The sequence below is a fragment of the Legionella sp. PC1000 genome, assembly GCF_014109805.1.
GTDB classification, from domain to species: domain Bacteria; phylum Pseudomonadota; class Gammaproteobacteria; order Legionellales; family Legionellaceae; genus Legionella; species Legionella resiliens.
In genome coordinates, this window is sequence record NZ_CP059400.1 from 2,429,622 (window position 1) to 2,455,678 (window position 26,057).

Here is a 26,057-nt window from a genome sequence, read left to right on the forward strand (position 1 = left end):
GGTTACCTCCTAACGCATATTAATTATTGTTTGTGTGATCGCATCACCAGCACGAATTGACTGAGCATTGGCTTGAAAATCGCGTTGTGCACTGATCAAGTCTACTAATTCACTGGTTAAATCAACATTAGATTGCTCTAACATACCTGATTTAATGGCGCCAAATCCTCCGGATGCAGCAGTACCAATTAAAGGTTGTCCTGAAGCAGAAGTTTCAGCCCAACATACATTCCCCATATTTTGTAGGCCTGTAGGATCAGCAAAATTAGCTAATTGAATCTGTCCCATAGCCATAGATTGGCCGTTGGTATAAATTCCTAAAATAAGTCCGGTATCATCAATACTCAGGCTTGCCAGGCTTCCTGTTGTATAACCATTTGAGGCGGTAGATTGGACACCAAAGGGACTACCAAACTGCGTACTGTTTGATAAATCAATATTTAAGTTTAAAGGATTGGCACCATTATTCAAATTAAGTGACAATGGGATCAGATTATTACCTATGGGAGCTCCTCCTGGACTCGCAACTCCGACAAATGATCCATCTGAATTAAAATTCACTTCGAACAAATTCGTTGTATTATCTGTTCCAACATTAGCTGGAACATTTTGGTTATCAATTTGAAAAGCAACATACCATTGATTCTCTGTACCTGGAGGAGTTGATGCATTGGGTTGTCCCGCTGCAGCAGCAGAATCCGCTTTGATAAAATACATGCTAAGCACATGCGAATTTCCTAAGCTATCGTAAATAGTCAATGATGTTGGATTATTGTAAGAGCTGCTAAGTGGCGCAGCTCCACCTATCCAATCAATGGCTGGAGGAGTACTTTGTGAATTCAAATTGACGCCAGTTGTCACCGTGGTACTTGCCTGCGGACTTATGTTCTCTGTATTTATCTGCAATTTTCCAGAAGTTCCTGTAATATTTCCATTGCCATCAGAAAGGAGTCCAGTAAGATATTGCCCATTCGCATTGGTAATATAATTTTGGTTATCCAAATTAAACTGGCCTGCGCGTGTGTACACTGCACCGCCACCTGGATTATTTAAAATAAAAAAACCAGAACCATTCACTGCGAGATCCAGGCTGTTTGTACTACTGGATAAATTTCCAGATGCGAACGACTGCTGAACTTGAGTCAGCATCACCCCGCTCCCTATAGAAGTACTGCCTGCACCAAAGCTTCCGTAACCGCCAAAAGCATAAATATCACCAAAATTAGCGCGAGAACCCTTAAACCCTACAGTTGAAGAGTTTGCAATATTATTCCCTATAACATCCAGATTACTTGTTGCTGCTTGAAGTCCACTTAGTGCCGCGTCAAAAATCATTTTAGCCTCCTGCTTTTAAACTGATATTTGTCTTACCTGATCCAATGATACTGGTCCAATCCCTGCTACATTCAATTTTAAACCTTCTCCATTTTGGCCAAGGCTTACGCTATCGACATTGGCAGAAGTCATTGTTTTTAAAGATACTTCTTTTCCTCCATAAACAGCATGTACTTCAATTTTATATTTACCCTCTTTCATCCGATTATTGTCGCTGCCAGTACCATCCCAACTAAATTGAAAAAATCCAGGAGCAGGCTGTCCTAAAGGAATTGTCTTTATCAGCTCCCCAGATTCCGAATAAATTGATGCACTTAAATTACTTAGACCAGGTGGAATATCAACTGCTGCCTTTGCATCACCCTCATTATTCAGCTGAAGGGTCTGACTGTTGACCAAAACTTTACGACCCACTAAAGCCGAGGCTTGCAAAGCCTGATTTGATTGCAGGGAAGTTGCCATTTGTTGTAACGACTCTTGCATTTTGGCAACCCCATCATTCGTACTAAACTGTGCTAGTTGCGATAAAAACTCACCATTTACCTGCGGTTGCATCGGATCCTGGTTTTGAATTTGAGCAACCATTAAACGTAGAAAATCCTGTTGCCCCAAACTGTTCTTCGCTGTGGAATCCATTTGATTATTAAATGATGGGTTAGACGCGTTAGTTCCGTTAACTGAATTTGTCGACATTCACTTTTCTCCCTTATTCACCCAACTTTAAAGTCCGTAGTAATAGTTGTTTTGTTGTATTAAGCAATTCAACATCCATTTGATATGACCTGGAAGCAGAAATAACGTTTGCCATTTCTTCAACATAGTTCACATTCGGTGTATAAACAAACCCATCTTTATCTGCCAAGGGGTTATCAGGCGCATAACGTCTTTGAGGATCTAAAGTACTCTCATAAGTTCCTTTAAGTTGTACCCCTCCTGATACGTGTTCCCCCATCCATTGATTTGCATGTTCCTGTACTGCTTTAAATATCGGATACTTCGCCTTGTACACCTCATCAACACTCCCTGATTCTACATTAGCATTACTCATATTCTCGGCGCTAGTGGTCAAACGTGCTGTTTCAGCGGTCAATGCTGAGCCTGCAATATTAAAAATTGCACTTAATGTCATTCTTATTCTCCTTTCAGCGCAAGCATCATGGATTTGATTTTACTATCAAGAAAACTCAAACTGGCCTGGTAGTTAAGGGAGTTACGTGCAAATTCAGTGGTTTCCAAATCTTTATCCACGGTGTTCCCGTCTAAAGACATTTGCGATGTCACTCTGTATTTCAAATTCGCCGAAAAATCGGCGTTTGCATTAATATGATTAGGCGAAGTTACCTCCATCTTTTGCGAACCGCCAGCCATACTGGCTGCTAAAAATTCGTTGAAATCGATATCTTGAGCTTTATAGTTGGGTGTATTGACATTGGCTAAGTTGTTCGCTAATTGTGATGCCCTATGGTCACGTGCTACTAAAGCTTTAGCATGTACTCCAAAATACGAATCCAGATCTAACGCCATATTTTCCCCCTTAAAGTAAGTACAACAAGAAAAGCAAACATTGTGCCAATTTCAAATAAGTGAGAAAATAAGCGTGTTATAAATTGGGGAGATCAGCCACATGTCAAAGAATCATACTCTTCCAGAAAATACGATTGAACAAGTAAAAACTTACCTATTAGAATTACAAAATAAAATTTGCTCGAGACTTGAGCGACTTGATAACCAAGCTCAATTTATTGAAGATGCCTGGAAACGTCCTTCAGGTGGCGGCGGAATTACTCGAGTTTTAACACAAGGCTCAGTCTTTGCAAAAGCCGGTGTCAATTTTTCTCATGTCTATGGAACTCATCTTCCTGCCTCAGCAAGTGCACATCGCCCCGAATTAGCAGGCAGAAATTTTAATGCACTCGGTGTATCATTGGTTATTCATCCTGATAATCCCTATGTGCCAACATCGCATGCTAATGTTCGCTTTTTTCTTGCAGAAAAAGATGGTTCTGAGCCAGTTTGGTGGTTTGGTGGTGGATTTGATTTAACACCCTATTATGGATTTGAAGAAGATTGCACGCATTGGCATCAAACCGCCTTACGCGCCTGCCAACCTTTTGGCCAATCGATTTACCCTAAATTTAAACAATGGTGTGATAATTATTTTTTTATCAAGCATCGGAACGAAGCACGTGGAATTGGGGGCTTATTTTTCGATGATTATAATGAAATCAGTTTCGATCACAGTTTCGCTCTGATGCAGAGCATCGGTGATCATTATATTGAAGCTTATGCTCCAATAGTGTCGCGTCGTAAGTCACATCCTTTTGGTGAAAGAGAAAAAGCGTTTCAACATTATCGAAGAGGACGCTATGTAGAGTTCAATTTGGTATATGATCGTGGAACCTTATTTGGCTTACAATCAAATGGCAGAACAGAATCGATTTTAATGTCCTTACCACCTGAAGTCACCTGGGAATACAATTGGCAGCCTGATGCCAATAGTGCAGAAGCAAAACTTTATACTGATTTTCTACCGCCACGCGATTGGTTAACATAACTCAAATGTTTAAGTCTGATGAAGTGCAGCGGACTTCATCAGGCTATTGGTCCTTACCTTATCCTACTTCCCGCGGCTTGTCCGCGGGATCCATAAATCACGCACTATCACTGGATCCCGCGGACAAACCACGGGACGTAGACAAGACACTTAGTTATTCTTAATTTAATGGCAGTACCGCTGACTTCACCAGGCTATACTTATTTATTATTTTTCTGGCACAATCACCCTCTTGAGATAAATCCTGGCCAGCCATGCAGCACCAACATTTAATAAACTCAAAATTAAAAAAATTTTCGGAATTGCGGCACTAAAGTGTAATAAACCAATAATCATAAACGTCCCTATCACCATAAATAGGGCATTATAAATATTATTGGCCGCAATGACCCTGGCTCTAGATCGAGGGGGACTGGCAACCTGTAAATAGGTATACAAAGGAACTACAAATAAGCCTGAGCTAAACGCTAACATAAATAAATCAAAAGCAATACGCCAATAGTTAAACCGTGTAAAAAAGGTATTTAAAGTAAGTAGTGAACCTTGATCTGTTAAAGGGGTAAAAGGGGTAGCCCAATATAAATCCATAGCAAAGCAGCTAAAAGCAAACATAGCCCAAGGAACCATAGGCAAACTAATCCGCCCTTGAAAAATAAAATTCACTGTCACTGAACCGCATGCAATTCCTATGGAAAATAAAGCAAGAAATAATGCAAAAACAGCATTATTTGCTCCTAAAACATAGTTTGTATAATCAGGAAGCTTTGTCAGTATTACTGTTCCTAGCAACCAAAACCAAGATAAAATTAAAATAGACAATAAAATACCAAAATGTTCTGTAACTTGCTTCAACATTTTATATGTCACTCGCCAAATCTGCATATCGACTTTTATCTTTTCGGAGCTAGGTGGTGCGCTTGGGATAAATAGACTTGAAGTTAAACCAGCTAGCGCAATAATCACTGTTAAGAAAACCGCCATATAAGGTTTAGGATTGTTCATGCCTATAGATAAAGAACCCATAGTAGTTCCCAGCAAAATAGCGATAAAAGTACTCCCATCAATTAACCCAGTTGCACCTAGTAAATCGTTCTTAGGCAAATGATCAGGTAAAATGGCATATTTTATTGGTCCAAAAAAAGTTGAATGCACTCCTAAACCAGTTAAAGTAAGCATCATCAGAAAAATGTTGCCCCAATATAAAGAAAAACTACCAATAATCATTAAAAGTAATTCTAATATTTTAATGAGCCGAGTCATAAAAGCTTTATCGTATTTATCCGCTAATTGTCCGGCAGTCGCAGAAAGTAGAAAAAAAGGGGTTATAAATAAAGCACCCGCTATTGCTTGGTAGAATTCTGACTGAGCTTGGTCATGTGTCAAATGGTAACTAATCAATGTGAGCATCGCTAATTTGAATGCATTATCATTGAAGGCACCAAAGAATTGAGTAAGGAAAAAAGGCAAAAATCGACGTTCTTTTAAAAGGTAAAAAGCACCAGTGCCCATTGGCAAAACTCCATTGATTAATATAACCGTTCATATGTATTCACTAAAAGATGAATACTACACTGAACGGCTATATAATTCTGCACTTGCTATCAATAAAAAACGTGTAAGTCTGATTGATTTGATTTTAATGTTGGAGGAAGAAACTGATTATGCTTTAAAATCAATCCTGCAAGTTTATCATGTGCAACTGCCTCACGTACGAGTTGAGACAAACCTGTTTCTGAAATTCTATTATCTGATAAATCAACATATTTTAAATTTTTATTTGATTTTAATGCGTGGGCGATAAGCTCGGCTCCAGCATCCCCTATTTTATTACTTCTAAGATTCAGATGAGTCAAAGAATTTGATTCAGTGATCATGGTGGAAATTTCTTTGGCACATTTTTCATCCAAATTATTATAGGAGATATCCAAAGTTTTTAATGTTGAATGCTTCAACACAAAATGATGTAATGCCTTCATTCCACCCAAACCGAAATCATTACAGCTTAATACCAACTCATTCAATTCAGTATTCGCTTCTATTGCTTCTAACAAATGCTGCACTCCAGCATCACGCAACCAATTTAATGATAAATCCAAAACCTTCAATTTTTTCTTTTGTAAAAAAGAGAAAAAACCAGAAGGAATTTTTTCCCCTATCCAATTATCTACAAACTTGATTTTATTCAGTTTTTTACTGGGTAAAGATTCAAATAAATAAGTAACTTGCTCAGTATCAATATGATTTGAGTAAAATGAAATTTCGTCAACTTTAGATGATAATTTAAAAATGTCATGTAATGCATGATAATCTTTGTCATCCAAGTTGGAATGATCAACCCTAATTTTTTTTATTGATTTACATTGCTTTGAACCTTTTGATTGTAAATATTTCTTAAGATGGGGAAGCGCCAAGTGGTGTTGTAACTGAAAAAGCTCTATTTCTTCTAACATTCCATGGTCATGTTTCAGTCGAATTGTCATATTGCACCCTCTGTAAATTGAATCACTATTTAAGTGTAGATGATATTTTTCTTTTGAATGTAATGACTTATAAGATTTTCTTTAAAAAAGGAAAGGGGATTACTTATATCCCTCACAAAACTCCACCCTTCTACGTACCGCGCTTTATGCGCGGTATCCAGAACGATGTTTGATGTTCTTTGAGTTCTATTTCAAAAGCAACTACTGCTGGATACCGCGCATAAAGCGCGCGGTACGTAGAAAAGTAAAAAATTCTGTGGGGACTCTTCAGGCATAAAGTACGGTACACAAAATAGCTAACAGGGGGATATTTTCAAATTTGCAATTCATCTTTCTGATTTGTCACTACAGATGCAGTAAATCCTTGCTCGAAATAATTAAATTTGCGTTACTAAGCGAGTCAGCACATTTCCCGGTCCTACTTCTATAAAAACCGTTTCCCCTTGGTTTTTCAAGTAACGAATCGTTTCGGTCCAACGAACTGGATGAGTAATTTGCTTTACTAAATTTTCCTTAATCATGTTGTTGCTATAAAGCTCTGCAGTAACATTAGCGATCACTTTGGTCTTAAGTGTGGAGAATTCAAATGGAGCGATAAATTTTGCAAACTCATCGGCAGCTGCTTGCATATAACGAGAATGAAATGCACCACTTACTTTCAAAGGTACGCACATCAGCGCTTCATTGGCAAGTAACTCATTAGCTTTGGCAATATCTGCAGCAAGTCCAGAAAGAACAATTTGTTTCGATGAATTAAAATTGGCAAAATCTACAGAATCCAATCCATTGACCCTCAGTAAAAATTTAATTCGCTCTTCAGGTAAATTAATTACTGCCAGCATTCCCCCGCCACTTGCTTGAGCCATCAATTCACCTCGTTTCTGCACAAGTTTTAACCCTGTAACAAAGTCAAAAGCACCTGCTGCAAATAAAGCAGCATACTCTCCTAAACTGTGCCCTATGAGATAATGAGGTGACGGTTCTTCAGCAGCCCTGACTAAAAAAGAAAGCGCTTCAATAACGTATAATGCGGGTTGCGTATACTCGGTATTACTCAATTGCTGCTTTGGATCATCCAAGCATAATTCTTTAATAGAATATCCTAAAATCTCATCAGCTTGTTTTATTTGCTCAGGGAAATGTGAAAATAATTCAATTCCCATCCCCTTTATCTGAGATCCTTGTCCAGGAAACATATAGATAGTCATAAGATACTCCTTTTCTAATACGAGCGTTCCAAATAACACATGATAAATACAACCACGAATAATGTCATCTAATAAATCATGTACGGCATCTCATAATGAATCAAATAAGTTGTTACTTTAAATAAATAATATTTCGCCAAAGAATTGACAGGTAAATTATTCAAATGGAGCGATATGATCGCTCCAAGAGCGTAGAAGTTCTAAAGTCTATGGCAAGTAAATTGTACCATCTAAATAAAGATGACTCGTTCCATAAAGAAGAACTCTCCCCTCTTTTACCTCACATTGCAATTTGCCTTGGCGGTTTCCACCTTGTATCGCATCAATACGAGATTTACCCAATTGTTCACACCAATAAGGTGCAATCACACAATGCGCTGAACCAGTCACTGGATCTTCTGGAACATTGCATCCTGGATAAAAACACCGCGAATAAACATCAGTATTTTTACCTGGAGCAGTTAAGATCAAACCTCTATATTCCAAACGTGCGACTGCATCTAAATCTGGATCTGCTGTCCTCACGTCGTTTTCATCCTCATAAACAAACATTAAATCAAACTGGCTTTTTAAGACTTTTTGAGGTTTTTTTAAATTTAAATGGTGCAACTCAGGTGATAATTCAATTGGGTGATAAGGTAATTCTGGAAAATCCATCATTAAACCATTCTCATTTTTATAAACAATAAGCGCCCCGCTTTTAGAATTAAATGTTATTTTCTTACCCTTAAATCCTAATTTTTCAAAAATAACATACGCACTCGCAAGCGTAGCATGACCACATAAAGCGACTTCTTCATTTGGTGTAAACCATCTTATATAAAATCCATCTCCCTCAGGAACAAAGAAAGCTGTTTCTGATAAATTATTTTCTGTAGCGATACGTTGCATTTCCTGATCGGTTAACCAATGTTCTAGCGGACAGACTGCTGCAGGATTACCTTCAAAAAGAGCAGATGCAAATGCATCCACCTGATACATAGATAAGCTTTTCATACCTCACCTCTTAAAGTAAAAATAAATAAACAAGAAGTAAGATATATGAAGATGCTTTAGAGAAATTCAAGAGGTTTTATTTTTTCTTTTGGAATATTTTAGATACAAAAAGAGAACATTGATTAATTGTCACATCCTTATGATTTAAAAGGTTTCTCGCGCTCAGCAAAGAGCCTACGGGAACAAAATCTAGATTGCAACCATAACCAAAAGTCCATTGCATGAAAAGTAACCCGGGTTATGGCAAATCCCTAGCCCAGGCTAAACTTAACACGCAGCGATAGCTGAGAATATTGATTCGTTACTTTACTTATTCAGTAATAATTGTAACGTCTTGTGCTTTTAGTCCTTTAGGTCCTTTATCAAGCACAAAGGATACTGGATCATTCTCATGAAGGGTTTTAAATCCAACACCTTGGATATCTTTATAATGAACAAAAATATCGTCACCATTTTCATTAATGATAAATCCAAATCCTTTTTTCTCATTGAACCACTTTACATGGCCCGTTTCTCTTTGCGACATTAGCTATCCCCTTTGTCTTAAGCTTTACTATCCAACTGTTACAGATGTTTATTTTCAACACAAAAATATTTACTATTAAAGCGCTGAGTATCTATAAACATACACTTATGCAAGAAAAAATTCCCTGCATATAGATTAGCATAGCAGTTTTTTATTGATTGTTAAGGATTTTTTAAAAAAATCGATATCTTTATAATTTTTTTTTCTATTGGAAATACATAATGAATCAGATGAAATCAGCTTTTATAAAATTAGCACTTGATTGCCAAGTATTAAAATTTGGTGAGTTTACTTTAAAATCTGGCCGCATCAGCCCTTATTTTTTTAACGCAGGATTATTTTATCAAGGCAACGCGTTGCGGCAATTGGGCCAATTTTATGCCAAAACATTACTTGAGCACCAAGCTGAATTCGACCACTTATTTGGCCCAGCTTATAAAGGTTTGCCTCTTGCTACAGCTACAGCTATTGCCTTAGCTGAATTAGGTCAGGAAACCACGGTTACTTTTAATCGTAAAGAAGTAAAAAATCATGGTGAAGGAGGCCAATTAATTGGCGCCCCCTTAACTGGGAAAACAATTGTCATTGATGATGTCATTACTGCAGGTACCGCTTTTCGAGAGTCACAGATCTTAATTAAGGAAAATGGCGGTCAATTAACTGGAGTTATTATCGCTCTTGATCGATGTGAGCGAGGATTAACTCAGGAGTCAGCACTGGCAGAAATTAAGGCGCAAGGTATCAATGTTTATTCAATTATCACTTTATTTGATTTAATCGATTACTTGAAAAGTACAAATCAAAACGAGCAAGTAAAAAAGCTTGAAGCGTATCAAGCATTATATGGGTGTTAATTCCACAACGCCCTGAACTGTAGCCTGGGAAAGCGAAGCGGACCCAGGTTTCAGAATTTCATGTTCCACAAATTTTTTGCGCCCTACATACCGCTTAAAAAGCCGTCATCCTTGCGCAGGCAAGGGATCCATTTTCAATGCACATCGTTGCTTAGTGAGTAGGTTGGTTCAGAATGACCTGAAGTATCGTCAGTTTTTTGATGAGAAACCCCCGCTAATTTTTTCGCCTACGTACCCCTCTTAATTTTTTCGCCTACGTACCGCGCTTTATGCGCGGTATCCAGGAGATCTTGCTATATAAATGCTCAGCGGCATCTTAAAATATTGTTCTGGATACCGCGCATAAAGCGCGGTACGTAGAGGAGTTTAAGCGGTTCGTAGTGAAATTTAAAATGAAAAACTGACGATTCCACAGAGCAAAATTACCCAACAAACCTGTCTACGTGAATCTGATACACATCCCTGAAAAACATCGCTACTTCGACCTTCCGAGGCGTTTCCAGAAGATCTGCCCTAAAACACTGAGCCCAGCCGGCAAGCCACGGGACGTAGACAGCGATGTGAGAGTGAGAGGTGGGATGCAAATTGTACAAGATTTATCAATCTTCAGTGTTTGTACATGGTGTTGACAGTTTTAAAAACATTCAGTACTATTGAGTTAATGTTCTATTACGCTAATACATTAATATGAAAACACATACAACAGCAAAACATTCTGCTCTGTCTGATTTAATGCACGCCATTAGTTTGCTTAAAAACAAAGAAGAAGCCTTGCAATTTTTTACCGATTTATGCACCCCAGCAGAACTCGAAGCAATGGCAGATCGTTGGCAGGTTGTTCCTTTATTGCGACAAGGTATTCCCTATCGCACTATTCATGAACAAACTGAGGTCAGCGTAACCACAATAACTCGTGTAGCACGCTGTTTAAGTTTTGGTACCGGCGGTTATGAGCTAATCGCGAAGAGATTGGAGATGTCGTGAAAAATCGTTTACGTTTGGCCTTACAAAAGAAGGGGCGTTTATCTGAAGAATCTTTGAGACTTTTGCAGCAATGTGGTTTGAAATTTCGTATTAAGACGAATAGCTTACTTACTCATGTTGATAACTTTCCTATTGATTTACTTTTTGTCCGTGATGATGACATACCTACTTTGGTATTTGATGGCTTATGTGATGGCGGAATCGTTGGTGAGAATGTCTTACTCGAGGCTTCTCTTGCCAATCCACAAAAATTATATAAAACAACAGCAGCATTAGGCACGTGCACTTGCCGTTTATCCATAGCTATTCCAGAATCCACAGAGTATCAAGGTCCTGGAAGCCTGGATGGCAAACGAATTGCTACCAGTTATCCTAATTTACTAAACCAATATTTACGTGACAAAAAAATATGTGCAGAACGTCTTGTATTATCCGGCTCAATTGAAGTTGCACCACGAATGGGTATGGCGGATGCAATTTGTGACCTCGTTTCAAGTGGTCAAACTTTGGAAGACAACAAACTCTATGAAGTAGATACAGTACTGTTCAGTCAAGCCGTATTGATCCAAAGCGATCGGAGCTTTTCTAACATGTTTCAGGAGTTATTTGACATGCTCGCACGAAGAATTCAGGCAGTACAACAAGCGCAGGAAAGAAAATACATTGTTTTTCACGCTCCGAAATCAGCTCTTGATGCAATTGCAGAAAAATTGCCTGGCGCTGAGTCACCGACAATTCTGCCTTTACCTGGCAATATGAATAAAGTTGCGGTGCATGTTGTCTCCAGTGAACGTGTATTTTGGAATACTTTAGAAACCATTCAAACCCTCGGAGCCAGTTCTATATTGGTTTTACCTATAGAAAAAATGTTGGAGTAGTATGATGTTATCGATTAAAAATTGGCAATCCCTATCCCAAGCTGAAAAAGAAATCTGCCTAACACGCCCAATGCAAACATCCTCGGTAAAAGGCAAGGTACAAGAAATTATCAAACAGGTGCGGACTCTTGGAGATCAAGCATTATTTACCTTTACAGAGCAATTTGATGGGGCTCGATTGAGCAGTCTGCAAATCCCTAAACAAAAAATTGAAAATGCGTGCATTAGTAAATCGTCTCTTGCTGCCCTTACTGAAGCAATTAAAACGATTACTACCTACCACCAAGCTCTTTTACCAGAAAATAAAAATATAGGTACAGCCGATGGTGTAACTATTAACAGTATCTACAAACCCATTCAACGAGTTGGTTTGTATGTCCCAGGTGGCAATAGAACTCCTCTAATTTCTTCATTATTAATGCAGGCCATCCCTGCCCGTGTCGCGGGATGTCCTATAAAAATATTTTGTACCCCTCCTGATGCATCCGGTTCAATTAACGAACATTTATTGGTTGCAGCAAGATTATGCGGCATAGATACCATTTATGCGCTTGGGGGAGCACAAGCAATTGCGGCTATGGCTTATGGTACTGAAACCGTTACTAAGGTAGACAAAATTTTTGGGCCGGGAAACAGTTATGTTACGGAAGCAAAAACTCTAGTTGCTTCAGATCCTTATGGCGCAGCAATTGATATGCCCGCGGGACCTTCCGAAGTCATGGTCATTGCTGATAATCAAGCAAATCCAGCATTTATCGCTGCTGATTTACTAGCACAGGCTGAGCATGGAGTTGACTCACAAGTCATTCTGATTTGCGACTCACTTCAAACCGCAGAACAGGTAAACCAACAGCTGTACGCACAATATAATAGTCTATCAAGAACACAAATAATCAAACAATCACTGGCAAACAGCTTGATTATTGTATGTGCTGAAAAAAACGAACAATTACATATGATTAATTCCTATGCTCCTGAGCATTTGATCATAAACCGTGAAGATGCAGACACTTTTGTAGATGAAATACATGCAGTAGGTACAGTATTTCTTGGCGCCTGGGCAGCTGAAACACTTGGTGATTATGTAACTGGATCAAACCACGTTCTACCAACCAATGGTTTTGCCAAAAATCACAGCGGCCTTGGAACACTCGATTTTCTCACTCACTTTAATATTCAATCAATTTGCAAAGAAGGAATCAAAGCTTTAGGGCCTGCAGCAATTGCTCTGGCTCAAATTGAAGGATTGGATGCTCATGCACGCGCTGTAGAAATCAGGTTGAACTCACTGGAGCTTTAAATGTCAGTACTTAACTTAATACGCCCTGAATTATTAGACAATCAACCTTATAGTGTAGGTAGTGCTCCCATAAGACATCGTTTGCATGCTAACGAACTTCCTTGGTCTGCATTAAGTACGAATATTAATTTAAACTTTTATCCAGAAAAATACCTGCAGAAGCAACTGCAAGAACAATTGGCAAAGTACTATCAAGTTGAAGAAAAGCAAATTGTGCTCACTCGGGGATCAGATGATGGAATTGATTTAATTACACGCTTATTTCTCAGTGCAGGGCAAGATGCATGCCTACAATTTCCGCCCACTTTTTCTATGTATTCTTTTTATATCTATTTACAACATGCCAAGCTTATTGAATGTCCTCTAGATGCTCAAAATAATTTTCAACTTTCTCTACACGACATTCGTAGTAGTTGGCAAAACAACTGTAAGATCATTTTTTTGTGTAATCCCAATAATCCTACAGGTAACTTAATTGATCTAGACTTTATTGCAACACTGTGTAATGAGTATAAAAATCGCTCTGTTATCGTTGTTGATGAGGCTTATATTGAATTTGCTCAAACTCAAAGTGCAACACACCTCATTTCTCAATTTGATAATTTAATTGTGTTACGTACTCTATCTAAAGCTTATGGCTTAGCCAATCTTCGGTTAGGAATCATTTTAGCTCAAGCAAATGTAATTCAAGCCTTGAATAAAATTATGCCGCCCTTCCCCATTTCCAGTGTAGTGATTGATTTAGCTCTCCGTGCATTAGAAAAAAATGAGTGGTTTTTGCAGGCAATCAATACAATTAAAGCGTCTCGAGCCAAGTTAATGAAGGAATTGCAATTATGTCCTCTTATCAAGAAAGTCTATCCGACTGAAGCCAACTTTATTCTTGTTAAAACCAAATACACATCCGAATTGGTTTCTTGGCTTGCTCATCATGGCATAGTAATCAAAAGTTTTTCACCTAATTCATCGTTACATGATCATTTACGAATTACAGTAGGTGATGATCAACAAAATCAACTTTTGCTGCACGCTTTATCTTCTTTCCAAAATAATGTTTCAGGATATTAAAATGCAAAAAATCTTATTTATCGATCGTGACGGAACCTTAATTGAAGAACCTTTTGATTATCAAGTAGATTCTTTAGATAAAATTAAGCTCACACCTTGTGTTATTCCCGCATTACTGCAATTGCAAAAGGAAGGCTTTCACATTGTTATGGTGAGCAATCAAAACGGTATAGGTACCGCTGCTTTTCCTGAAGATGATTTTATGATTTGCCATGAATTCATCTTAGATATTTTCTCGTCACAAGGAATATTTTTTGATGAAGTTTTTATTTGCCCGCACATGCCCGAAGATAATTGTTTGTGCCGAAAGCCTAACACGGGCTTAGTGAATCAATTCCTAAAAGAAAGAGCAATTAATAATTCATGTACCTGGGTTATTGGAGACCGAGAAACTGACCGACAATTTGCCGACAATCTGGGGATCAAGTTTTTGCCCGTCTCCAAAGAGCATGGATGGGATCAAATTACCCAAAAAATACTGGGTCAAAAACGAACTGCAGTTGTCCAAAGAAAGACAAAAGAGACAGAGATAAAATTAACCCTGATTTTGGATACTGACCAGAGCAGCTCCATAAATACGCCATTTCCATTCTTTAACCATATGCTGGAGCAAGTAGCCAAACATAGTGGATTCAATCTTGAATTACATGCAACCGGTGATATAGAAGTTGATGATCATCATTTAATTGAAGATACCGCGATCGCTTTAGGGGAAGGGCTAAAAAAGGCACTTGGCGACAAATGGGGTATTAACCGCTATGGCTTTACTTTACCTATGGATGAATCTTTAGCCTCTATAGCCATCGATATTGGCGGTAGAGGTTTTTGCGATTTTAAAGGCCAATTTACTCGAGAATTTGTTGGAGGCCTGGCAACTGAAATGGTTCCCCATTTCTTTAATTCATTAGCCACTGCCCTTGGTGCAACCATTCACATTGAAGTGAAAGGCCAAAATCATCATCACATGATTGAAGCCTGTTTCAAATCATTAGGACGAGCGCTAGGCCAAGCCTGTATGAAAACAAACAACATTCTCCCATCGACCAAGGGGGTATTATGATTGCCATTATTGATGTCAGCGGCACCAATCTAACCTCTTTAGTAAACGCAGTAAAAAGGCTAGGTTTTAAGTATCAATTAACACACGATGCAAAAGAAATTGGGAAAGCAAGTCATGTGATTTTACCCGGCGTAGGTACTGCTGCTTATGGTATGAATGCGCTACGCCAGTATGAATTGATCGATGTCATTACTTCGCTAGAACAACCCCTGCTCGGTATTTGTCTTGGCATGCAATTATTACTCGAAAGCAGTGAAGAAGGTGATATTCGTTGTCTTGGTATGCTTCCTGGAAGAGCACAACGTTTACGCCAGCAAGAAGATTATCCAGTGCCTCACATGGGTTGGAACCAATTGCAGTGGTGCACAGAAACATTCTTGCAACAAGGGTTAAGAGAACAGGACTATGTTTATTTCGTTCATAGTTACGCACTAGGTGAAAGCCAATACGCTTTAGCCCATTGTGAATACAATGAACCGTTCACAGCAATCATTCAAAAAAATAATATTTGGGGTATGCAATTTCATCCGGAAAAATCTGCTGAAACCGGAATGACTTTGCTAAACAATTTTTGTAACTATTAGATTTTTTCGAAAACCTCTACTACGGAAGAGTATTTTCGAAGAAATCGATAACTTAAAATATGGAGGCTGTATGATCCTTATCCCTGCAATTGATATCCAAGCAGGTCGTTGTGTTCGTTTACGACAAGGACAATTTGATCAAGTCACTCAATTCGATACTCCCCCACTCGAACGTGCTGCTTACTTCGCCGAATTGGGAGCACAGCGTTTGCATGTCGTTGATTTGGATGGAGCACAAACAGGAGCGATGCAACAGTTGTCTTTAATATGTGCTATGCAAAATACAGGAATCGTTGTGCAAGCAGGCGGAGGAATTCGATCCTTAGAACAAGCAATAACATGTTTTTCAGCTGGGATATCCAATCTGGTTTTAGGTAGTATTGCAATTACCAATCCAGAACTGGCTGCACTTATTATCAGGGAAATCAGTCCACAACATATTATCCTGGCTTTAGATATTCGAATGAAAAATAGGATACCCTTCCCAGCTATTCATGGTTGGCAAACAACGACAAATAATAATTTATGGGATGTTGTTACCCATTATCAGCAATTAGGAATTAAACAAATACTTTGTACTGATATTGCTTGTGATGGAATGATGCAAGGGCCGAATTTCGAACTTTATAAAGAAGCAATTGAACGTTTTCCTCAAATCGAATGGCAAGCTTCCGGAGGTATCCGTAATGCAGAGGATATTAATCGATTGGATGCACTAGGAGCTAGCGCAGTAATCCTGGGGTTATCCTTATACCAAGCCACTTTTGATCTGAGGTCAATGTTATTGTAGGTGTAGCCCAGGCTACACGATTAATTTGAGTATAAATTATGTTAACTAAACGAATTATTCCATGTCTTGATGTACGCGATAATCAAGTAGTCAAAGGTGTTAAATTTCGTAATCATCGTGTTGTTGGCAACATTCTCGAACTTGCCGCTCATTATTCTGCAGCAGGTGCAGATGAGTTAGTATTTTATGATATTACTGCAAGTTCTGAACAACGTTCAGTTTGCCCAGATTGGGTCCGCCAAGTTGCAGAAACAATTAATATTCCTTTCACTGTAGCGGGTGGAATTCGCTCACTTGATCAGGCAAAATCGGTATTAAATTCTGGGGCTGATAAAATATCCATTAATAGCCCGGCATTAGAAAATCCCGGTTTAATTAATGAACTAAGCCGGAATTTTGGAAGCCAATGTGTTGTAATAGGAATTGATAGTCAATGGATAGATAATGATTATTATGTCTATCAATACACCGGAGATGAACATAAAATCCTTAATTCCAGACGCAAAACAAGAGAATGGATCAGAGAAGTTCAAGACAGAGGTGCAGGAGAAATTGTACTAAACTGTATGCAATCGGATGGCGTGCGTTCAGGGTATGATGTGCATCAATTAAAATTGGTACGATCTTTATGCCAGGTACCATTAATTGCTTCTGGAGGTGCCGGGGCGCTGGATGACTTTACTCAAGTATTTCTTGAAACTCGAGTAGATGGAGCTTTAGCTGCCAGCATTTTTCATGACAAAATTTTGACGATCCACGAAATTAAACGAACACTTAAAAAACAAAAAATTGAGGTACGATTATGATTCATATGGAAATTAATTCTTTGGATTGGAAAAAAATGAATGGTTTATTACCAGCCATCGTCCAAAATGCTGAAAATGGTAATGTCTTAATGTTAGGTTATATGAATCAGGAAGCGTTGATCGCCACACTGACTACAGGCCAATTGAATCTCTACAGCCGAAGTCGCAAGCGTTTATGGCGTAAAGGAGAAAGTTCTGGTAATAGCATGTCCGTACAGCATATCAGTGTGGATTGTGACAGCGACAGCCTTTTAATTCAGGTCTTACCTAAAGGTCCCGCTTGTCATTTAGGATCCACGAGTTGCTTTCAGCCTGAACATAATACAAATCTTGGTTTTATACATGAGTTGATTGGACTGATAAATGAACGTGCAGACTCAAAAGATGAAAACAGTTATACAGCACAGTTATTCGAATCCGGACTCTCACGATGCGCTCAAAAAGTAGGTGAAGAAGCCATTGAAACAGTAATTGCTGCAGTAAATAATAACCGTGAAGAATTAGTTAATGAATCAGCTGACCTTATTTTTCATTTATTTGTTTTATTAAAAGTATGTGAACTGAGTTTTTATGATGTCTTGCAATGCTTACGAGATAGAGATAGATCGGTTCATACCTAATAGAGTCATTAACCAGGTTATTGCAAACTCGAGTAGGTTGGTGGCGTTCGACCAGAGGTATCGTCAGTATTTTGATGAGAAACCTCCACAAATTTTTTCGCCTACGTATCGCGCTTTATGCGCGGTATCCAGGGGATCTTGCTATAGAAATGACTCAGCGGCATCTTAAAATATCGTTCTGGTTACCGCGCATAAAGCGCGGTACGTAGAGAAATTTAACATGAAAAACCTCCACTAATTTTTTCGCCTACGTACCGCGCTTTATGCGCGGTATCCAGGGATCTTGCTATAGAAATGACTCAGCGGCATCTTAAAATATCGTTCTGGTTACCGCGCATAAAGCGCGGTACGTAGAGGAGTTTATGCGGTACGTAGAGGAGTCGCGGTACGTAGTGAAATTTAAGCGGTATGTAGAGAAATTTAAGCGGTATGTAGAGAAATTTAAAATGAAAAACTGACGATCCATCAGGTATAAATGACTCAACCTACTTGCTTAAATATAATCGTTACGTAGCTACATTATCAATTACACCACCGCCAACAAAATCGCAGTAAGGTAATTTCCTTCTGGGAAAGAAGCTAAGGTAGGATGACAGCTTGCTGGACCATAAATACCTAAAATACGTGCTTGTTTCCCTACTGCTCCAGCTTGAAGACTAACCAAAGAACAAAACTCCTGAGATGAAAGCGCTGAAGAGCAATTACATGTCATTAATAAGGAACCTGATTTCATGTATTTAAATACTTCGCGATGTAAAAACCGATAATAGTTTTTAGCACGCTCAACATGTTGCTTTGATGGAACCAATTTAGGAGGATCAAGGACAACGAGATCATAATTCCCTGCTTTTGTTAAATATTCACGCGCATCAGCCTCGATAAATTCAATTTGAGTCACACCGTTTAATGCTGCATTCTTTTGAGCCTGAGCTATTGCCTGAGCAGAGCTATCCACCGCAGTCACTTTTAAGGCCCCAGCTTTAGCAGCATGCAATGCAAAGCCACCACTATAACAATAAAGATCTAATACGCTCTTTCCTTTGGATAACTGGGCAATACGTTGGTGATTCTCTCGTTGATCAAGAAACAGGCCTGTTTTCTGTGCCTGAGCAAACTCAACCTCATAAATAACCCCTGCCTCAAGAACCTGAGTATTATCATCTTTCTCGTGTAGGCTAATTTGTTTCCATCCATCTTGGCTTAAGGGTTTACTTTGTGGCATCCATTTAATTTGATCTTCAGGAAACAAATTTTGTAATATTTGAATGATAATTTCTCGATTGAGCTCAACCCAATAAGCGGAACTGGCAACGACACACGTTTGATTAAATCGATCAATCGTTAAACCAGAAAGACCATCTGCTTCGCTATTAAACAATCGATAGGCAGTAGTTTCCTTATTAGGTAGATTTAAACACGCCCTTACCTGTTTTGCCTGGCTTAGTCGATGTGTCATCAGGACATGTAAATTACTGATGTCGATGGATTCATTGGCAAGTGCCAAGACCCTGACTCTATAAAGAGAATGCTCATTATAAACACCTACGCCAATAAGCTCTTCATCTGCATTATAAATATCAATCAAATGTCCTGTAACTAATTTTCCATGCGTTTTTGCAATAGCCTTAGGAAATATCCATGGGTGGCCGCGTAATACAGTATTTTGTTTTGCTGCAAGCAAAATAACTTTTGCATTCATTTTCTATTTCCCAAAGAACAAAAATCGGCTAATCTACACAAAGAACGTTAGACCTGCAATAGTTCAAAATCTAAGAAAGCAGTTCCCACCCCAACATACTGGTGGAAATAAATAAAAGTTAGGGACAGTATAACAAATATGAAAAAACTCTTTATCTCCCTTTTTGCTATTATATTTAGCAAAGTATTCTGGTAATCGATATGGAAAATACACAAAAGTTCTCTTATGGCCTCACTTTAGGTGCATTAGGCGTTGTGTTTGGGGATATCGGTACAAGCCCGTTATATGCCTTAAAAGTAACATTAGATAATATCCCTATTACTCAATCACATATTTTGGGTGTTCTGTCACTTATTTTCTGGTGTTTGATTCTTATTATTTCCTTCAAATACTTGATTTTGATTTTTCGGGCAGATAACGATGGTGAAGGAGGAATTCTCGCCCTTTTGGCACTAATGAAGTATAAAAGTACTAAATACACGCCTTTATTTTACATCATCGCAATTTTTGGAGCTGGATTACTCTTAGGTGATGGAATGCTGACACCTGCTATATCTGTAATCAGTGCAGTAGAGGGTCTTAGTACTCTTTCGCATGAATTTACCCCCTTTATTCTACCTATAGCCGTAATTATCCTGATTCTTCTTTTCACATTACAAGCAAGAGGGACAGGAAGTATAGGAAATCTATTTGGTCCAGTTATACTGATTTGGTTCCTTACTATCGCAATTCTTGGCATCGTACAAATTGTTAAAGCCCCTATCGTACTTACAGCAATCAATCCGTATTACGCATTTGATCTGATGCGCGATACGGGATTAAAAGGGTATTTGTTATTAGGCGGCATTTTTCTTGTTGTCACTGGAGGCGAAGCGCTTTATGCAGATATAGGACATTTTGGGAAAAATCCTATTCGTGCCGGTTGGTTTGCGGCTGTTCTTCCTTGTTTGATATTAAATTATTTTGGTCAAGGAGCTAACTTACTCATAAACCCCAATGCAATCAAAAATCCTTTTTACATGATTGCCCCTGAATGGTTCTATATTCCCTTGATTATTCTTGCTACGATTGCCACGATAATTGCCTCACAAGCTGTAATTTCAGCTACGTTTTCTTTGACAAAACAAGCAGTTTTACTCAGCTTATGTCCTCGTATACCAATAGTGCAAACATCCAAGGAGTTTTCCGGGCAAATTTATGTACCGCAAATTAACTTTATCTTGTTTATTGGCACATTAACTTTTTGTTTCGCCTTCCAAACTTCAGATAGACTGGCTCACGCATACGGAATTGCTGTGAATGCAGACATGCTTCTAATTGATGCAATGGTTGCCTATGCAGCAATATCAATTTGGAAATGGCCAAAATATAGGGTCATGACCATATTTGGCTTTTTTCTTATCGTAGACTTTGCATTTCTTGGTTCAAATCTACATAAATTCTTGACTGGCGGTTGGGTTCCAGTCATTTTTGCCTTACTCATCGCCACTATCATGTATACCTGGAAATTTGGCTTGGAATACTTACGCGAAAATTATTATATGAATAAGGATGATATTTCGAAGATTCTCAAGCAATTAGAATATAAAAGTTTAAACCAACTCACTGATCTCACTGCAGTTTTTATCACTGATGTTTATGATAAAAGCGGCGGCAGCTTTCTTCATTTTCTTAAATTAAGTCGTGCAGTTCCTGAGCGCGTACTTATTGTTAATTATGTGGTTGATAACATCCCGCATATCCATTACAGCCAACGTTATGAAATTACATGTTTGCATGAAAAAGTATTCAACCTCACCCTGCATTATGGTTTTATGGAAACTATTTCTATACCCAGAGCTTTGGAACGAGCCTCTAACAAAAATCTTTTTCCCTTTAAGTTAAATGTTGAGCGCGCTACATATATGGTAGAAATTCCTAATATTACCGCATCAAAATCAAGAAAATCATTAACTTTTTACTGGCAAGAAAAGTTGTTCGCCTTTCTGATACGCAATTATTCAGCCAATTTAAATATCGAATTTTATAAACTACCGTACAATAGAACGATGGCAATCGGTACCTATTATATTATGTAATCTCAGGAGTTTTTTTATGTGGTTTAACAATGCACTGATCTATCAATATGAGTTGGATGAAGCTTGTGACTTAACAGCATCTCTAGCTGAAAATATTCTAAAACCTTGCCCTCCCCATGCTCGCTTTGTTTATGGCTGGCTTCCTGCTTTTGCGGATGAAATGGTTCAGGAGGTTGCTGGAAGTTCGCTGATTTGTATGGGAAAGGAAGAGCGTTTGCTACCACGGGGCGTCATCAACAAAATGCTTGCCGAAAAAGTACAAGTACTCGAGACCCAACAAGGACGCGCAATTAAACGGGCAGAAAAAGCGCAAATGGCTGAAGATATCGAGTTTGAATTATTGCCTAAATCATTTTGCATCCAAAAAAAGATGCTTGCTATCCTTGATAGCGCCAGCAAAAGAATCATAGTTAATGCTTCCAGCAATAATCAAGCATCACAACTCACTTCCCTTTTGCGTAAATCCGTAGCCGGAGTTTCGATTGAACCATTAACACACACAGAAAATCTTGCTTTACGATTCGCCGAATGGATTCATTCACCCAATTCGCTTCCCAATCATTTTCAATTAGCGTCTGATTGTCTGCTCTTTTCGCTTGATGACGAGAAAAAACGAGTGCATTGTAAAGGTTATGAGCTACCAGCAGAGGAAGTTTTAACTTTATTATCGCAAGGTATGGCAACCGCAGAAATTTCTTTAATCTGGAAAGAAAGAATTCAGCTTACACTGACTCATGACTTTGCATTCAAAAAACTTAAAAGTCTTGATTATCTACTTGATGACTTTAACGAAATTAAACAACTTGATGAAGAGTATCAACAACGCGATGCAGCACTCACTTTATTATCTGGAGAATTACGCGAGTTGACCAATGATCTTTTAGCGGCACTGACAGTAAAAGAAAAAGAACCTGAGTTAGCGAGCATCGTATAAAGGCTATGCCCGCAATAAAACCTGGGTATTACAATTCTACCCAGGTACAATTCCAGATCAATTAATTAGATACTATATGTTCCATTTTAGAGGTATGATAAGTCGCGTTATATACCACTAATGCTTCCTCAGCAGCCTTGTTGAAACCTAAAGCCATATTCGCATCATACATTACAACTAAAGCTTGTTTTGCGCTCGGAGCTTGTGGATAGTTTTTCACCACATAACTCGCTCTATTAATTGCTGCAACATACATCTTGCGTTTAAAATAGTATGTCGCAACATTCAATTCATGTTGAGCAAACATATTGCGCAAATAAATCATACGCTGTAGCGCGTTTGCTTTATATTTACTCTCAGGGAATTTTTGAATCAGGATACCAAAATCAGAATACGCCTGAGTTTGTGTACCAGGATCTCTCCATGATTCGTCTAGAGGTAAAAATTTTGCAAAAACCCCACGACTTTGTTGGAAATTAGCCATGCCCCTCATGTAATAAGCATAATCCACATTCTTAGCTCTTGGGTAAAGATGAATAAATCGTTCCGCAGTAGCAGCAGCTGAAGGATAGTCCTCATTTTTATAATAAGCATAAATTAATTGCATCTGTGAATGCTCTGCATAATCGCTAAATGGATACATCGTTTCGATTGCTTCAAGATGTTTTATTGCTGTTGCATATTCTTTTTTACGTAGATCCTTCTGAGCATCCGCATATAGTTGCTCAGCAGTCATTCCTTTATAAGGATTATTATCTTCATCGTCTTTACCCCACCATGTCTTACATGCAGATAAAGATACGATAAGACCCACTAGGAACAACATTTGAATTCGTTTCATAAACTACACCTATCTATCAAATATATATATCTGTTGTATCCGCGACAACAGTCACAAATTGGGAACATTATACCTAGGACTATTTATTTTGCGAACATTCTTCTACTTTTTTTGTAAAATGGAAAAAATAGAAACAGTATCGAAAAAAACTGCCTTTAATTGCCCAGAAGATTAAAAAAATATTTGCAAAACCAAGGCCGTTAGGATAGTATTCACGCCTGGAGAGATGGCAGAGCGGTCGAATGCGGCGGTCTTGAAAACCGTTGAAGGGCAACCTTCCCAGGGTTCGAATCCCTGTCTCTCCGCCAAGATCTTCTCCCCCTATTTAGCACCTTCTTAATTCAATATCAAAGCCAATAATATCAATAATGATATTATTTAAGTCATTGATATAGTAGTATTATCTACGAATTAATGGAGAAAACTCTATGATAAGGAATACCCTAAAGCGTTTTGGCGGCGTGACCAAATTATTGCACTGGTTAATCTTTATTTTAATTATCGCCCAATTTTATTTTGTCTGGTCTCTTAGCGATAATTCACCACTCACAGCACTCTATATAATGCTGCACAAATCAGTAGGATTTACTATTTTATTACTCGGAATTTTATTTTTTATTTGGCATATTATAAATATCAAACCACTTCCACCAATAACACAGCCACGATGGCAATACATTACTTCGAAAGTGGTCCATCATACTCTTTTTGTTCTTATTATACTCATGCCCATAGTTGGCTACCTTTTAACATGTGCTGGTGGAAAACCCATTAACTTTTTTGGTTGGTTTACTATCCCTTGCCTTATCTCAAAGAATGATTATTTTGGTAATATTATGTTTTCGACGCATCAAGTGATTGCCTATTTAATTCTCATTTTGGCAGGAATCCATTTCCTTGCAGCGTTATATCATCATTTCATTTGTAAAGATAATGTATTAAAACGCATGCTTCCTTTTACTTCCAGTGAATAGTCTTAAATATCTAATAGAGTGAAAATAAGTCGTAAAATCATGATCTTGACCGAGTAAAGAATTGCTCTTTACTCGGTTCAATACACCTATCCGAATGCAGAATATTGAGGAGCTGTAGGTGTTGTGTACGTTCCAGGATATGGAGGTGGGGTGTCAGAATAGGTAGGTGACACTTCAGGATATAGGGGTTGAACTGGATTATAGTAAGGTGGGATATAAACCCTTTGAGGAAGTCTGCAATCAAAATTCAGCTCCCCTACTTGAACCATATTGATGTCCCCTTTACGCAAATGCCGTAATTTTTCTAATAGCTCCTGGACCTTTTCATTCTCTTTATTAAAATAACGCGAGAAAAACGACGGTATTGGTTTCTCGTTTCCTAATAATTTCGCCATTTCCGCACGCAATGCAACCATCGCGCATCTGACGATAATGGGATCCATACCTTTCTCATCTCTCAAAAAAGCTTCTTCTGAGGCAGTTAATCTAAATCGTTCTGGGTCTGATGGATCCATAGACTCGTTATTTGCTGACTTATTAAGCGAATCATACAACATACTCATCGCAAAACATCCAATACCTGCACCGATGATAGTAAGCAGTACAGCTCCAGCTATCACGATGCCAACTGGATTAAGTCCTGCAGCTACCGCAAGAGCAATTAATGGTGCGGCTCCAAAATTAAGCGTTAAAAAAGCCGAACCTGCACCAAATCCAATAGAAGTAGCGAACATTAATGCGCCCTTTAGCCATCCTTCACCATAGCAAAAACGCTCAATGCTGTTTGCAAATTCATTAAGCATATAATACAAAGCAATAAAAGCTAAAACGACAGCAATCAAAGCCATAAGAATCAGAAGCAAGGCTGCCATCAATTTAGCAAAATCGTCACTTGAAGATGAATCATGACCATGTTGGTTAGAAGGCCAACAGCAGCCATCACTACCCGCATGATGATGATATGAATGATTGTGGGAGTTGATTATGGAACTTAGAATTAACCAATCAAGAAGCGTTGGATCTTGATAACCATAATAATTATACTGATTAATCACATATTTAGCCCTTGGGTTAAACTGAGGCGTTGACGGATTAAAAGTACTTCGTTGAGAAGACTGCATTCCTTGATATAAAGGTAACGCGTTAAATAGTGCATTAAAAGCGGCATATACTTTTAATTTCTCTGCAGGCTCCAATTTAGCGAGTGGGCTTTGACTCCATGATGATTCTAGAGAAAATTGCACCGCGAGAAACATTTCATTGTACGTAGCATTAACATCTAAGCCGCGACTAACACAATTTTGATAATGACTTAGTACATGACCATATAATTGCTTTAATTTAAGATCAGTAAACTTCTTGCTTAAATCAGGCATAGCGATACTCCTATATAGTAGATTACATAGCCAAACTTTGCTATCCCAGCCTTAGTATATTAATTTTAAAAAATAAATAAGCAGCTCAAGTTAGCGCATTTGTCTATAAAAC

General features: G+C 38.3%; 26 protein-coding genes and 1 tRNA gene. 15 read left to right on the plus strand and 12 right to left on the minus strand.

The window, feature by feature from the left end; genetic code table 11:
* Positions 1-9 precede the first annotated feature (9 nt).
* From flgE to flgB, 4 genes are read right to left on the minus strand one after another with little or no spacing between them, the layout of a single operon-like run.
* Positions 10-1,335 carry a flagellar hook protein FlgE gene (gene flgE / locus FOLKNPGA_RS10685; RefSeq protein WP_182349908.1) on the minus strand — a complete coding sequence of 442 codons (1,326 nt, stop codon included), beginning with the start codon at positions 1,333-1,335 and terminating at the stop codon, positions 10-12.
* A 15-nt stretch (positions 1,336-1,350) separates the two neighbouring features.
* Complete coding sequence (locus FOLKNPGA_RS10690; protein WP_182349909.1) at positions 1,351-2,028, minus strand: flagellar hook assembly protein FlgD; 678 nt, start codon at positions 2,026-2,028, stop codon at positions 1,351-1,353.
* A 13-nt stretch (positions 2,029-2,041) separates the two neighbouring features.
* Positions 2,042-2,464: a flagellar basal body rod protein FlgC gene (gene flgC / locus FOLKNPGA_RS10695; protein ID WP_182349910.1), complete on the minus strand. Its 423-nt coding sequence runs from the start codon at positions 2,462-2,464 to the stop codon at positions 2,042-2,044.
* A gap of 2 nt (positions 2,465-2,466) precedes the next feature.
* Positions 2,467-2,859, minus strand: a complete 393-nt coding sequence (gene flgB / locus FOLKNPGA_RS10700) for a flagellar basal body rod protein FlgB (protein ID WP_182349911.1) — start codon at positions 2,857-2,859, stop codon at positions 2,467-2,469.
* Positions 2,860-2,959: 100 nt separating this feature from the next.
* On the opposite strand from flgB, the gene hemF reads away from it, so the two are divergent.
* Positions 2,960-3,889: an oxygen-dependent coproporphyrinogen oxidase gene (gene hemF / locus FOLKNPGA_RS10705; protein WP_182349912.1), complete on the plus strand. Its 930-nt coding sequence runs from the start codon at positions 2,960-2,962 to the stop codon at positions 3,887-3,889.
* Positions 3,890-4,096: 207 nt separating this feature from the next.
* On the opposite strand, the gene FOLKNPGA_RS10710 is transcribed toward hemF, so the two are convergent.
* From FOLKNPGA_RS10710 to FOLKNPGA_RS10730, 5 genes are all read right to left on the minus strand, one after another.
* Positions 4,097-5,398 (minus strand): MFS transporter, encoded by a 1,302-nt coding sequence (locus tag FOLKNPGA_RS10710; protein ID WP_182349913.1) that lies wholly within the window; start codon positions 5,396-5,398, stop codon positions 4,097-4,099.
* 92 nt (positions 5,399-5,490) lie between these two features.
* The gene (locus FOLKNPGA_RS10715; RefSeq protein WP_255465958.1) at positions 5,491-6,339 is read right to left on the minus strand and encodes a hypothetical protein; all 849 of its coding nucleotides are present in this window, start codon (positions 6,337-6,339) and stop codon (positions 5,491-5,493) included.
* A 407-nt stretch (positions 6,340-6,746) separates the two neighbouring features.
* Positions 6,747-7,577, minus strand: coding sequence for an ACP S-malonyltransferase (fabD, locus tag FOLKNPGA_RS10720; RefSeq protein ID WP_182349915.1), 831 nt, complete (start codon positions 7,575-7,577; stop codon positions 6,747-6,749).
* Between the two features lie 207 nt (positions 7,578-7,784).
* Positions 7,785-8,573 carry a PhzF family phenazine biosynthesis protein gene (locus tag FOLKNPGA_RS10725; RefSeq protein WP_182349916.1) on the minus strand — a complete coding sequence of 263 codons (789 nt, stop codon included), beginning with the start codon at positions 8,571-8,573 and terminating at the stop codon, positions 7,785-7,787.
* A gap of 310 nt (positions 8,574-8,883) precedes the next feature.
* The gene (locus FOLKNPGA_RS10730; RefSeq protein ID WP_003631957.1) at positions 8,884-9,099 is read right to left on the minus strand and encodes a cold-shock protein; all 216 of its coding nucleotides are present in this window, start codon (positions 9,097-9,099) and stop codon (positions 8,884-8,886) included.
* A gap of 221 nt (positions 9,100-9,320) precedes the next feature.
* Here FOLKNPGA_RS10730 and pyrE point away from each other — a divergent pair, with 221 nt between their 5' ends.
* The 10 genes from pyrE to hisIE all read left to right on the plus strand — a co-directional run bounded on the left by pyrE (position 9,321) and on the right by hisIE (position 18,043).
* Positions 9,321-9,953, plus strand: a complete 633-nt coding sequence (pyrE, locus tag FOLKNPGA_RS10735; protein WP_182349917.1) for an orotate phosphoribosyltransferase — start codon at positions 9,321-9,323, stop codon at positions 9,951-9,953.
* A gap of 687 nt (positions 9,954-10,640) precedes the next feature.
* On the plus strand, positions 10,641-10,937 hold the full coding sequence (locus tag FOLKNPGA_RS10740) for a YerC/YecD family TrpR-related protein (RefSeq protein WP_182349918.1): 297 nt from the start codon (positions 10,641-10,643) through the stop codon (positions 10,935-10,937).
* A complete protein-coding gene (gene hisG / locus FOLKNPGA_RS10745; protein ID WP_182349919.1) occupies positions 10,934-11,815 on the plus strand; it encodes an ATP phosphoribosyltransferase in 882 nt (293 codons plus the stop codon). The genes FOLKNPGA_RS10740 and hisG overlap by 4 nt, the downstream gene beginning before the upstream one ends.
* 4 nt (positions 11,816-11,819) lie before the next feature.
* Positions 11,820-13,115 carry a histidinol dehydrogenase gene (gene hisD / locus FOLKNPGA_RS10750; protein ID WP_182352836.1) on the plus strand — a complete coding sequence of 432 codons (1,296 nt, stop codon included), beginning with the start codon at positions 11,820-11,822 and terminating at the stop codon, positions 13,113-13,115.
* Entirely contained in the window at positions 13,116-14,183 is a 1,068-nt protein-coding gene (gene hisC, locus FOLKNPGA_RS10755; RefSeq protein ID WP_182349920.1) for a histidinol-phosphate transaminase, read from the plus strand.
* A gap of 1 nt (position 14,184) precedes the next feature.
* A complete protein-coding gene (gene hisB / locus FOLKNPGA_RS10760) occupies positions 14,185-15,243 on the plus strand; it encodes a bifunctional histidinol-phosphatase/imidazoleglycerol-phosphate dehydratase HisB (protein ID WP_182349921.1) in 1,059 nt (352 codons plus the stop codon).
* Positions 15,240-15,827, plus strand: a complete 588-nt coding sequence (gene hisH, locus FOLKNPGA_RS10765) for an imidazole glycerol phosphate synthase subunit HisH (RefSeq protein ID WP_182349922.1) — start codon at positions 15,240-15,242, stop codon at positions 15,825-15,827. Before hisB ends, hisH begins: the two co-directional genes overlap by 4 nt.
* Positions 15,828-15,897: 70 nt before the next feature.
* A complete protein-coding gene (locus tag FOLKNPGA_RS10770) occupies positions 15,898-16,617 on the plus strand; it encodes a HisA/HisF-related TIM barrel protein (RefSeq protein ID WP_182349923.1) in 720 nt (239 codons plus the stop codon).
* Positions 16,618-16,655: 38 nt separating this feature from the next.
* Positions 16,656-17,423, plus strand: a complete 768-nt coding sequence (gene hisF / locus FOLKNPGA_RS10775; protein ID WP_182349924.1) for an imidazole glycerol phosphate synthase subunit HisF — start codon at positions 16,656-16,658, stop codon at positions 17,421-17,423.
* Positions 17,420-18,043, plus strand: coding sequence for a bifunctional phosphoribosyl-AMP cyclohydrolase/phosphoribosyl-ATP diphosphatase HisIE (gene hisIE, locus FOLKNPGA_RS10780; protein WP_182349925.1), 624 nt, complete (start codon positions 17,420-17,422; stop codon positions 18,041-18,043). The genes hisF and hisIE overlap by 4 nt, the downstream gene beginning before the upstream one ends.
* Before the next feature lie 526 nt (positions 18,044-18,569).
* On the opposite strand, the gene FOLKNPGA_RS10785 is transcribed toward hisIE, so the two are convergent.
* On the minus strand, positions 18,570-19,742 hold the full coding sequence (locus tag FOLKNPGA_RS10785) for a class I SAM-dependent rRNA methyltransferase (protein ID WP_182349926.1): 1,173 nt from the start codon (positions 19,740-19,742) through the stop codon (positions 18,570-18,572).
* A 200-nt stretch (positions 19,743-19,942) separates the two neighbouring features.
* Between FOLKNPGA_RS10785 and FOLKNPGA_RS10790 the strand changes: the two genes are divergently transcribed.
* Together FOLKNPGA_RS10790 and FOLKNPGA_RS10795 are read left to right on the plus strand one after the other, a co-directional pair.
* Positions 19,943-21,820: a potassium transporter Kup gene (locus FOLKNPGA_RS10790; RefSeq protein WP_182349927.1), complete on the plus strand. Its 1,878-nt coding sequence runs from the start codon at positions 19,943-19,945 to the stop codon at positions 21,818-21,820.
* 16 nt (positions 21,821-21,836) lie between these two features.
* Positions 21,837-22,754 carry a recombination-associated protein RdgC gene (locus FOLKNPGA_RS10795; protein WP_182349928.1) on the plus strand — a complete coding sequence of 306 codons (918 nt, stop codon included), beginning with the start codon at positions 21,837-21,839 and terminating at the stop codon, positions 22,752-22,754.
* 61 nt (positions 22,755-22,815) lie between these two features.
* Here FOLKNPGA_RS10795 and FOLKNPGA_RS10800 read toward each other — a convergent pair whose 3' ends face one another.
* Positions 22,816-23,595 carry an outer membrane protein assembly factor BamD gene (locus FOLKNPGA_RS10800; protein ID WP_182349929.1) on the minus strand — a complete coding sequence of 260 codons (780 nt, stop codon included), beginning with the start codon at positions 23,593-23,595 and terminating at the stop codon, positions 22,816-22,818.
* Between the two features lie 220 nt (positions 23,596-23,815).
* On the opposite strand from FOLKNPGA_RS10800, the gene FOLKNPGA_RS10805 reads away from it, so the two are divergent.
* A tRNA-Ser gene (locus tag FOLKNPGA_RS10805) sits at positions 23,816-23,903 on the plus strand.
* Between the two features lie 120 nt (positions 23,904-24,023).
* Positions 24,024-24,569, plus strand: coding sequence for a cytochrome b (locus FOLKNPGA_RS10810; RefSeq protein ID WP_182349930.1), 546 nt, complete (start codon positions 24,024-24,026; stop codon positions 24,567-24,569).
* An 86-nt stretch (positions 24,570-24,655) separates the two neighbouring features.
* Here FOLKNPGA_RS10810 and FOLKNPGA_RS10815 read toward each other — a convergent pair whose 3' ends face one another.
* Entirely contained in the window at positions 24,656-25,945 is a 1,290-nt protein-coding gene (locus FOLKNPGA_RS10815; RefSeq protein ID WP_182349931.1) for a hypothetical protein, read from the minus strand.
* Positions 25,946-26,057 lie beyond the last annotated feature (112 nt).

What these genes read in the sequence shown, in the direction of transcription:
- flgE (WP_182349908.1), bottom strand. Translation starts at nt 1,335, where the DNA reads ATGATTTTTGACGCGGCACTAAGTGGACTTCAAGCAGCAACAAGTAAT.
- FOLKNPGA_RS10690 (WP_182349909.1), bottom strand. Translation starts at nt 2,028, where the DNA reads ATGTCGACAAATTCAGTTAACGGAACTAACGCGTCTAACCCATCATTT.
- flgC (WP_182349910.1), bottom strand. Translation starts at nt 2,464, where the DNA reads ATGACATTAAGTGCAATTTTTAATATTGCAGGCTCAGCATTGACCGCT.
- flgB (WP_182349911.1), bottom strand. Translation starts at nt 2,859, where the DNA reads ATGGCGTTAGATCTGGATTCGTATTTTGGAGTACATGCTAAAGCTTTA.
- hemF (WP_182349912.1), top strand. Translation starts at nt 2,960, where the DNA reads ATGTCAAAGAATCATACTCTTCCAGAAAATACGATTGAACAAGTAAAA.
- FOLKNPGA_RS10710 (WP_182349913.1), bottom strand. Translation starts at nt 5,398, where the DNA reads ATGGGCACTGGTGCTTTTTACCTTTTAAAAGAACGTCGATTTTTGCCT.
- FOLKNPGA_RS10715 (WP_255465958.1), bottom strand. Translation starts at nt 6,339, where the DNA reads ATGTTAGAAGAAATAGAGCTTTTTCAGTTACAACACCACTTGGCGCTT.
- fabD (WP_182349915.1), bottom strand. Translation starts at nt 7,577, where the DNA reads ATGACTATCTATATGTTTCCTGGACAAGGATCTCAGATAAAGGGGATG.
- FOLKNPGA_RS10725 (WP_182349916.1), bottom strand. Translation starts at nt 8,573, where the DNA reads ATGAAAAGCTTATCTATGTATCAGGTGGATGCATTTGCATCTGCTCTT.
- FOLKNPGA_RS10730 (WP_003631957.1), bottom strand. Translation starts at nt 9,099, where the DNA reads ATGTCGCAAAGAGAAACGGGCCATGTAAAGTGGTTCAATGAGAAAAAA.
- pyrE (WP_182349917.1), top strand. Translation starts at nt 9,321, where the DNA reads ATGAATCAGATGAAATCAGCTTTTATAAAATTAGCACTTGATTGCCAA.
- FOLKNPGA_RS10740 (WP_182349918.1), top strand. Translation starts at nt 10,641, where the DNA reads ATGAAAACACATACAACAGCAAAACATTCTGCTCTGTCTGATTTAATG.
- hisD (WP_182352836.1), top strand. Translation starts at nt 11,820, where the DNA reads ATGTTATCGATTAAAAATTGGCAATCCCTATCCCAAGCTGAAAAAGAA.
- hisC (WP_182349920.1), top strand. Translation starts at nt 13,116, where the DNA reads ATGTCAGTACTTAACTTAATACGCCCTGAATTATTAGACAATCAACCT.
- hisB (WP_182349921.1), top strand. Translation starts at nt 14,185, where the DNA reads ATGCAAAAAATCTTATTTATCGATCGTGACGGAACCTTAATTGAAGAA.
- hisH (WP_182349922.1), top strand. Translation starts at nt 15,240, where the DNA reads ATGATTGCCATTATTGATGTCAGCGGCACCAATCTAACCTCTTTAGTA.
- FOLKNPGA_RS10770 (WP_182349923.1), top strand. Translation starts at nt 15,898, where the DNA reads ATGATCCTTATCCCTGCAATTGATATCCAAGCAGGTCGTTGTGTTCGT.
- hisF (WP_182349924.1), top strand. Translation starts at nt 16,656, where the DNA reads ATGTTAACTAAACGAATTATTCCATGTCTTGATGTACGCGATAATCAA.
- hisIE (WP_182349925.1), top strand. Translation starts at nt 17,420, where the DNA reads ATGATTCATATGGAAATTAATTCTTTGGATTGGAAAAAAATGAATGGT.
- FOLKNPGA_RS10785 (WP_182349926.1), bottom strand. Translation starts at nt 19,742, where the DNA reads ATGAATGCAAAAGTTATTTTGCTTGCAGCAAAACAAAATACTGTATTA.
- FOLKNPGA_RS10790 (WP_182349927.1), top strand. Translation starts at nt 19,943, where the DNA reads ATGGAAAATACACAAAAGTTCTCTTATGGCCTCACTTTAGGTGCATTA.
- FOLKNPGA_RS10795 (WP_182349928.1), top strand. Translation starts at nt 21,837, where the DNA reads ATGTGGTTTAACAATGCACTGATCTATCAATATGAGTTGGATGAAGCT.
- FOLKNPGA_RS10800 (WP_182349929.1), bottom strand. Translation starts at nt 23,595, where the DNA reads ATGAAACGAATTCAAATGTTGTTCCTAGTGGGTCTTATCGTATCTTTA.
- FOLKNPGA_RS10810 (WP_182349930.1), top strand. Translation starts at nt 24,024, where the DNA reads ATGATAAGGAATACCCTAAAGCGTTTTGGCGGCGTGACCAAATTATTG.
- FOLKNPGA_RS10815 (WP_182349931.1), bottom strand. Translation starts at nt 25,945, where the DNA reads ATGCCTGATTTAAGCAAGAAGTTTACTGATCTTAAATTAAAGCAATTA.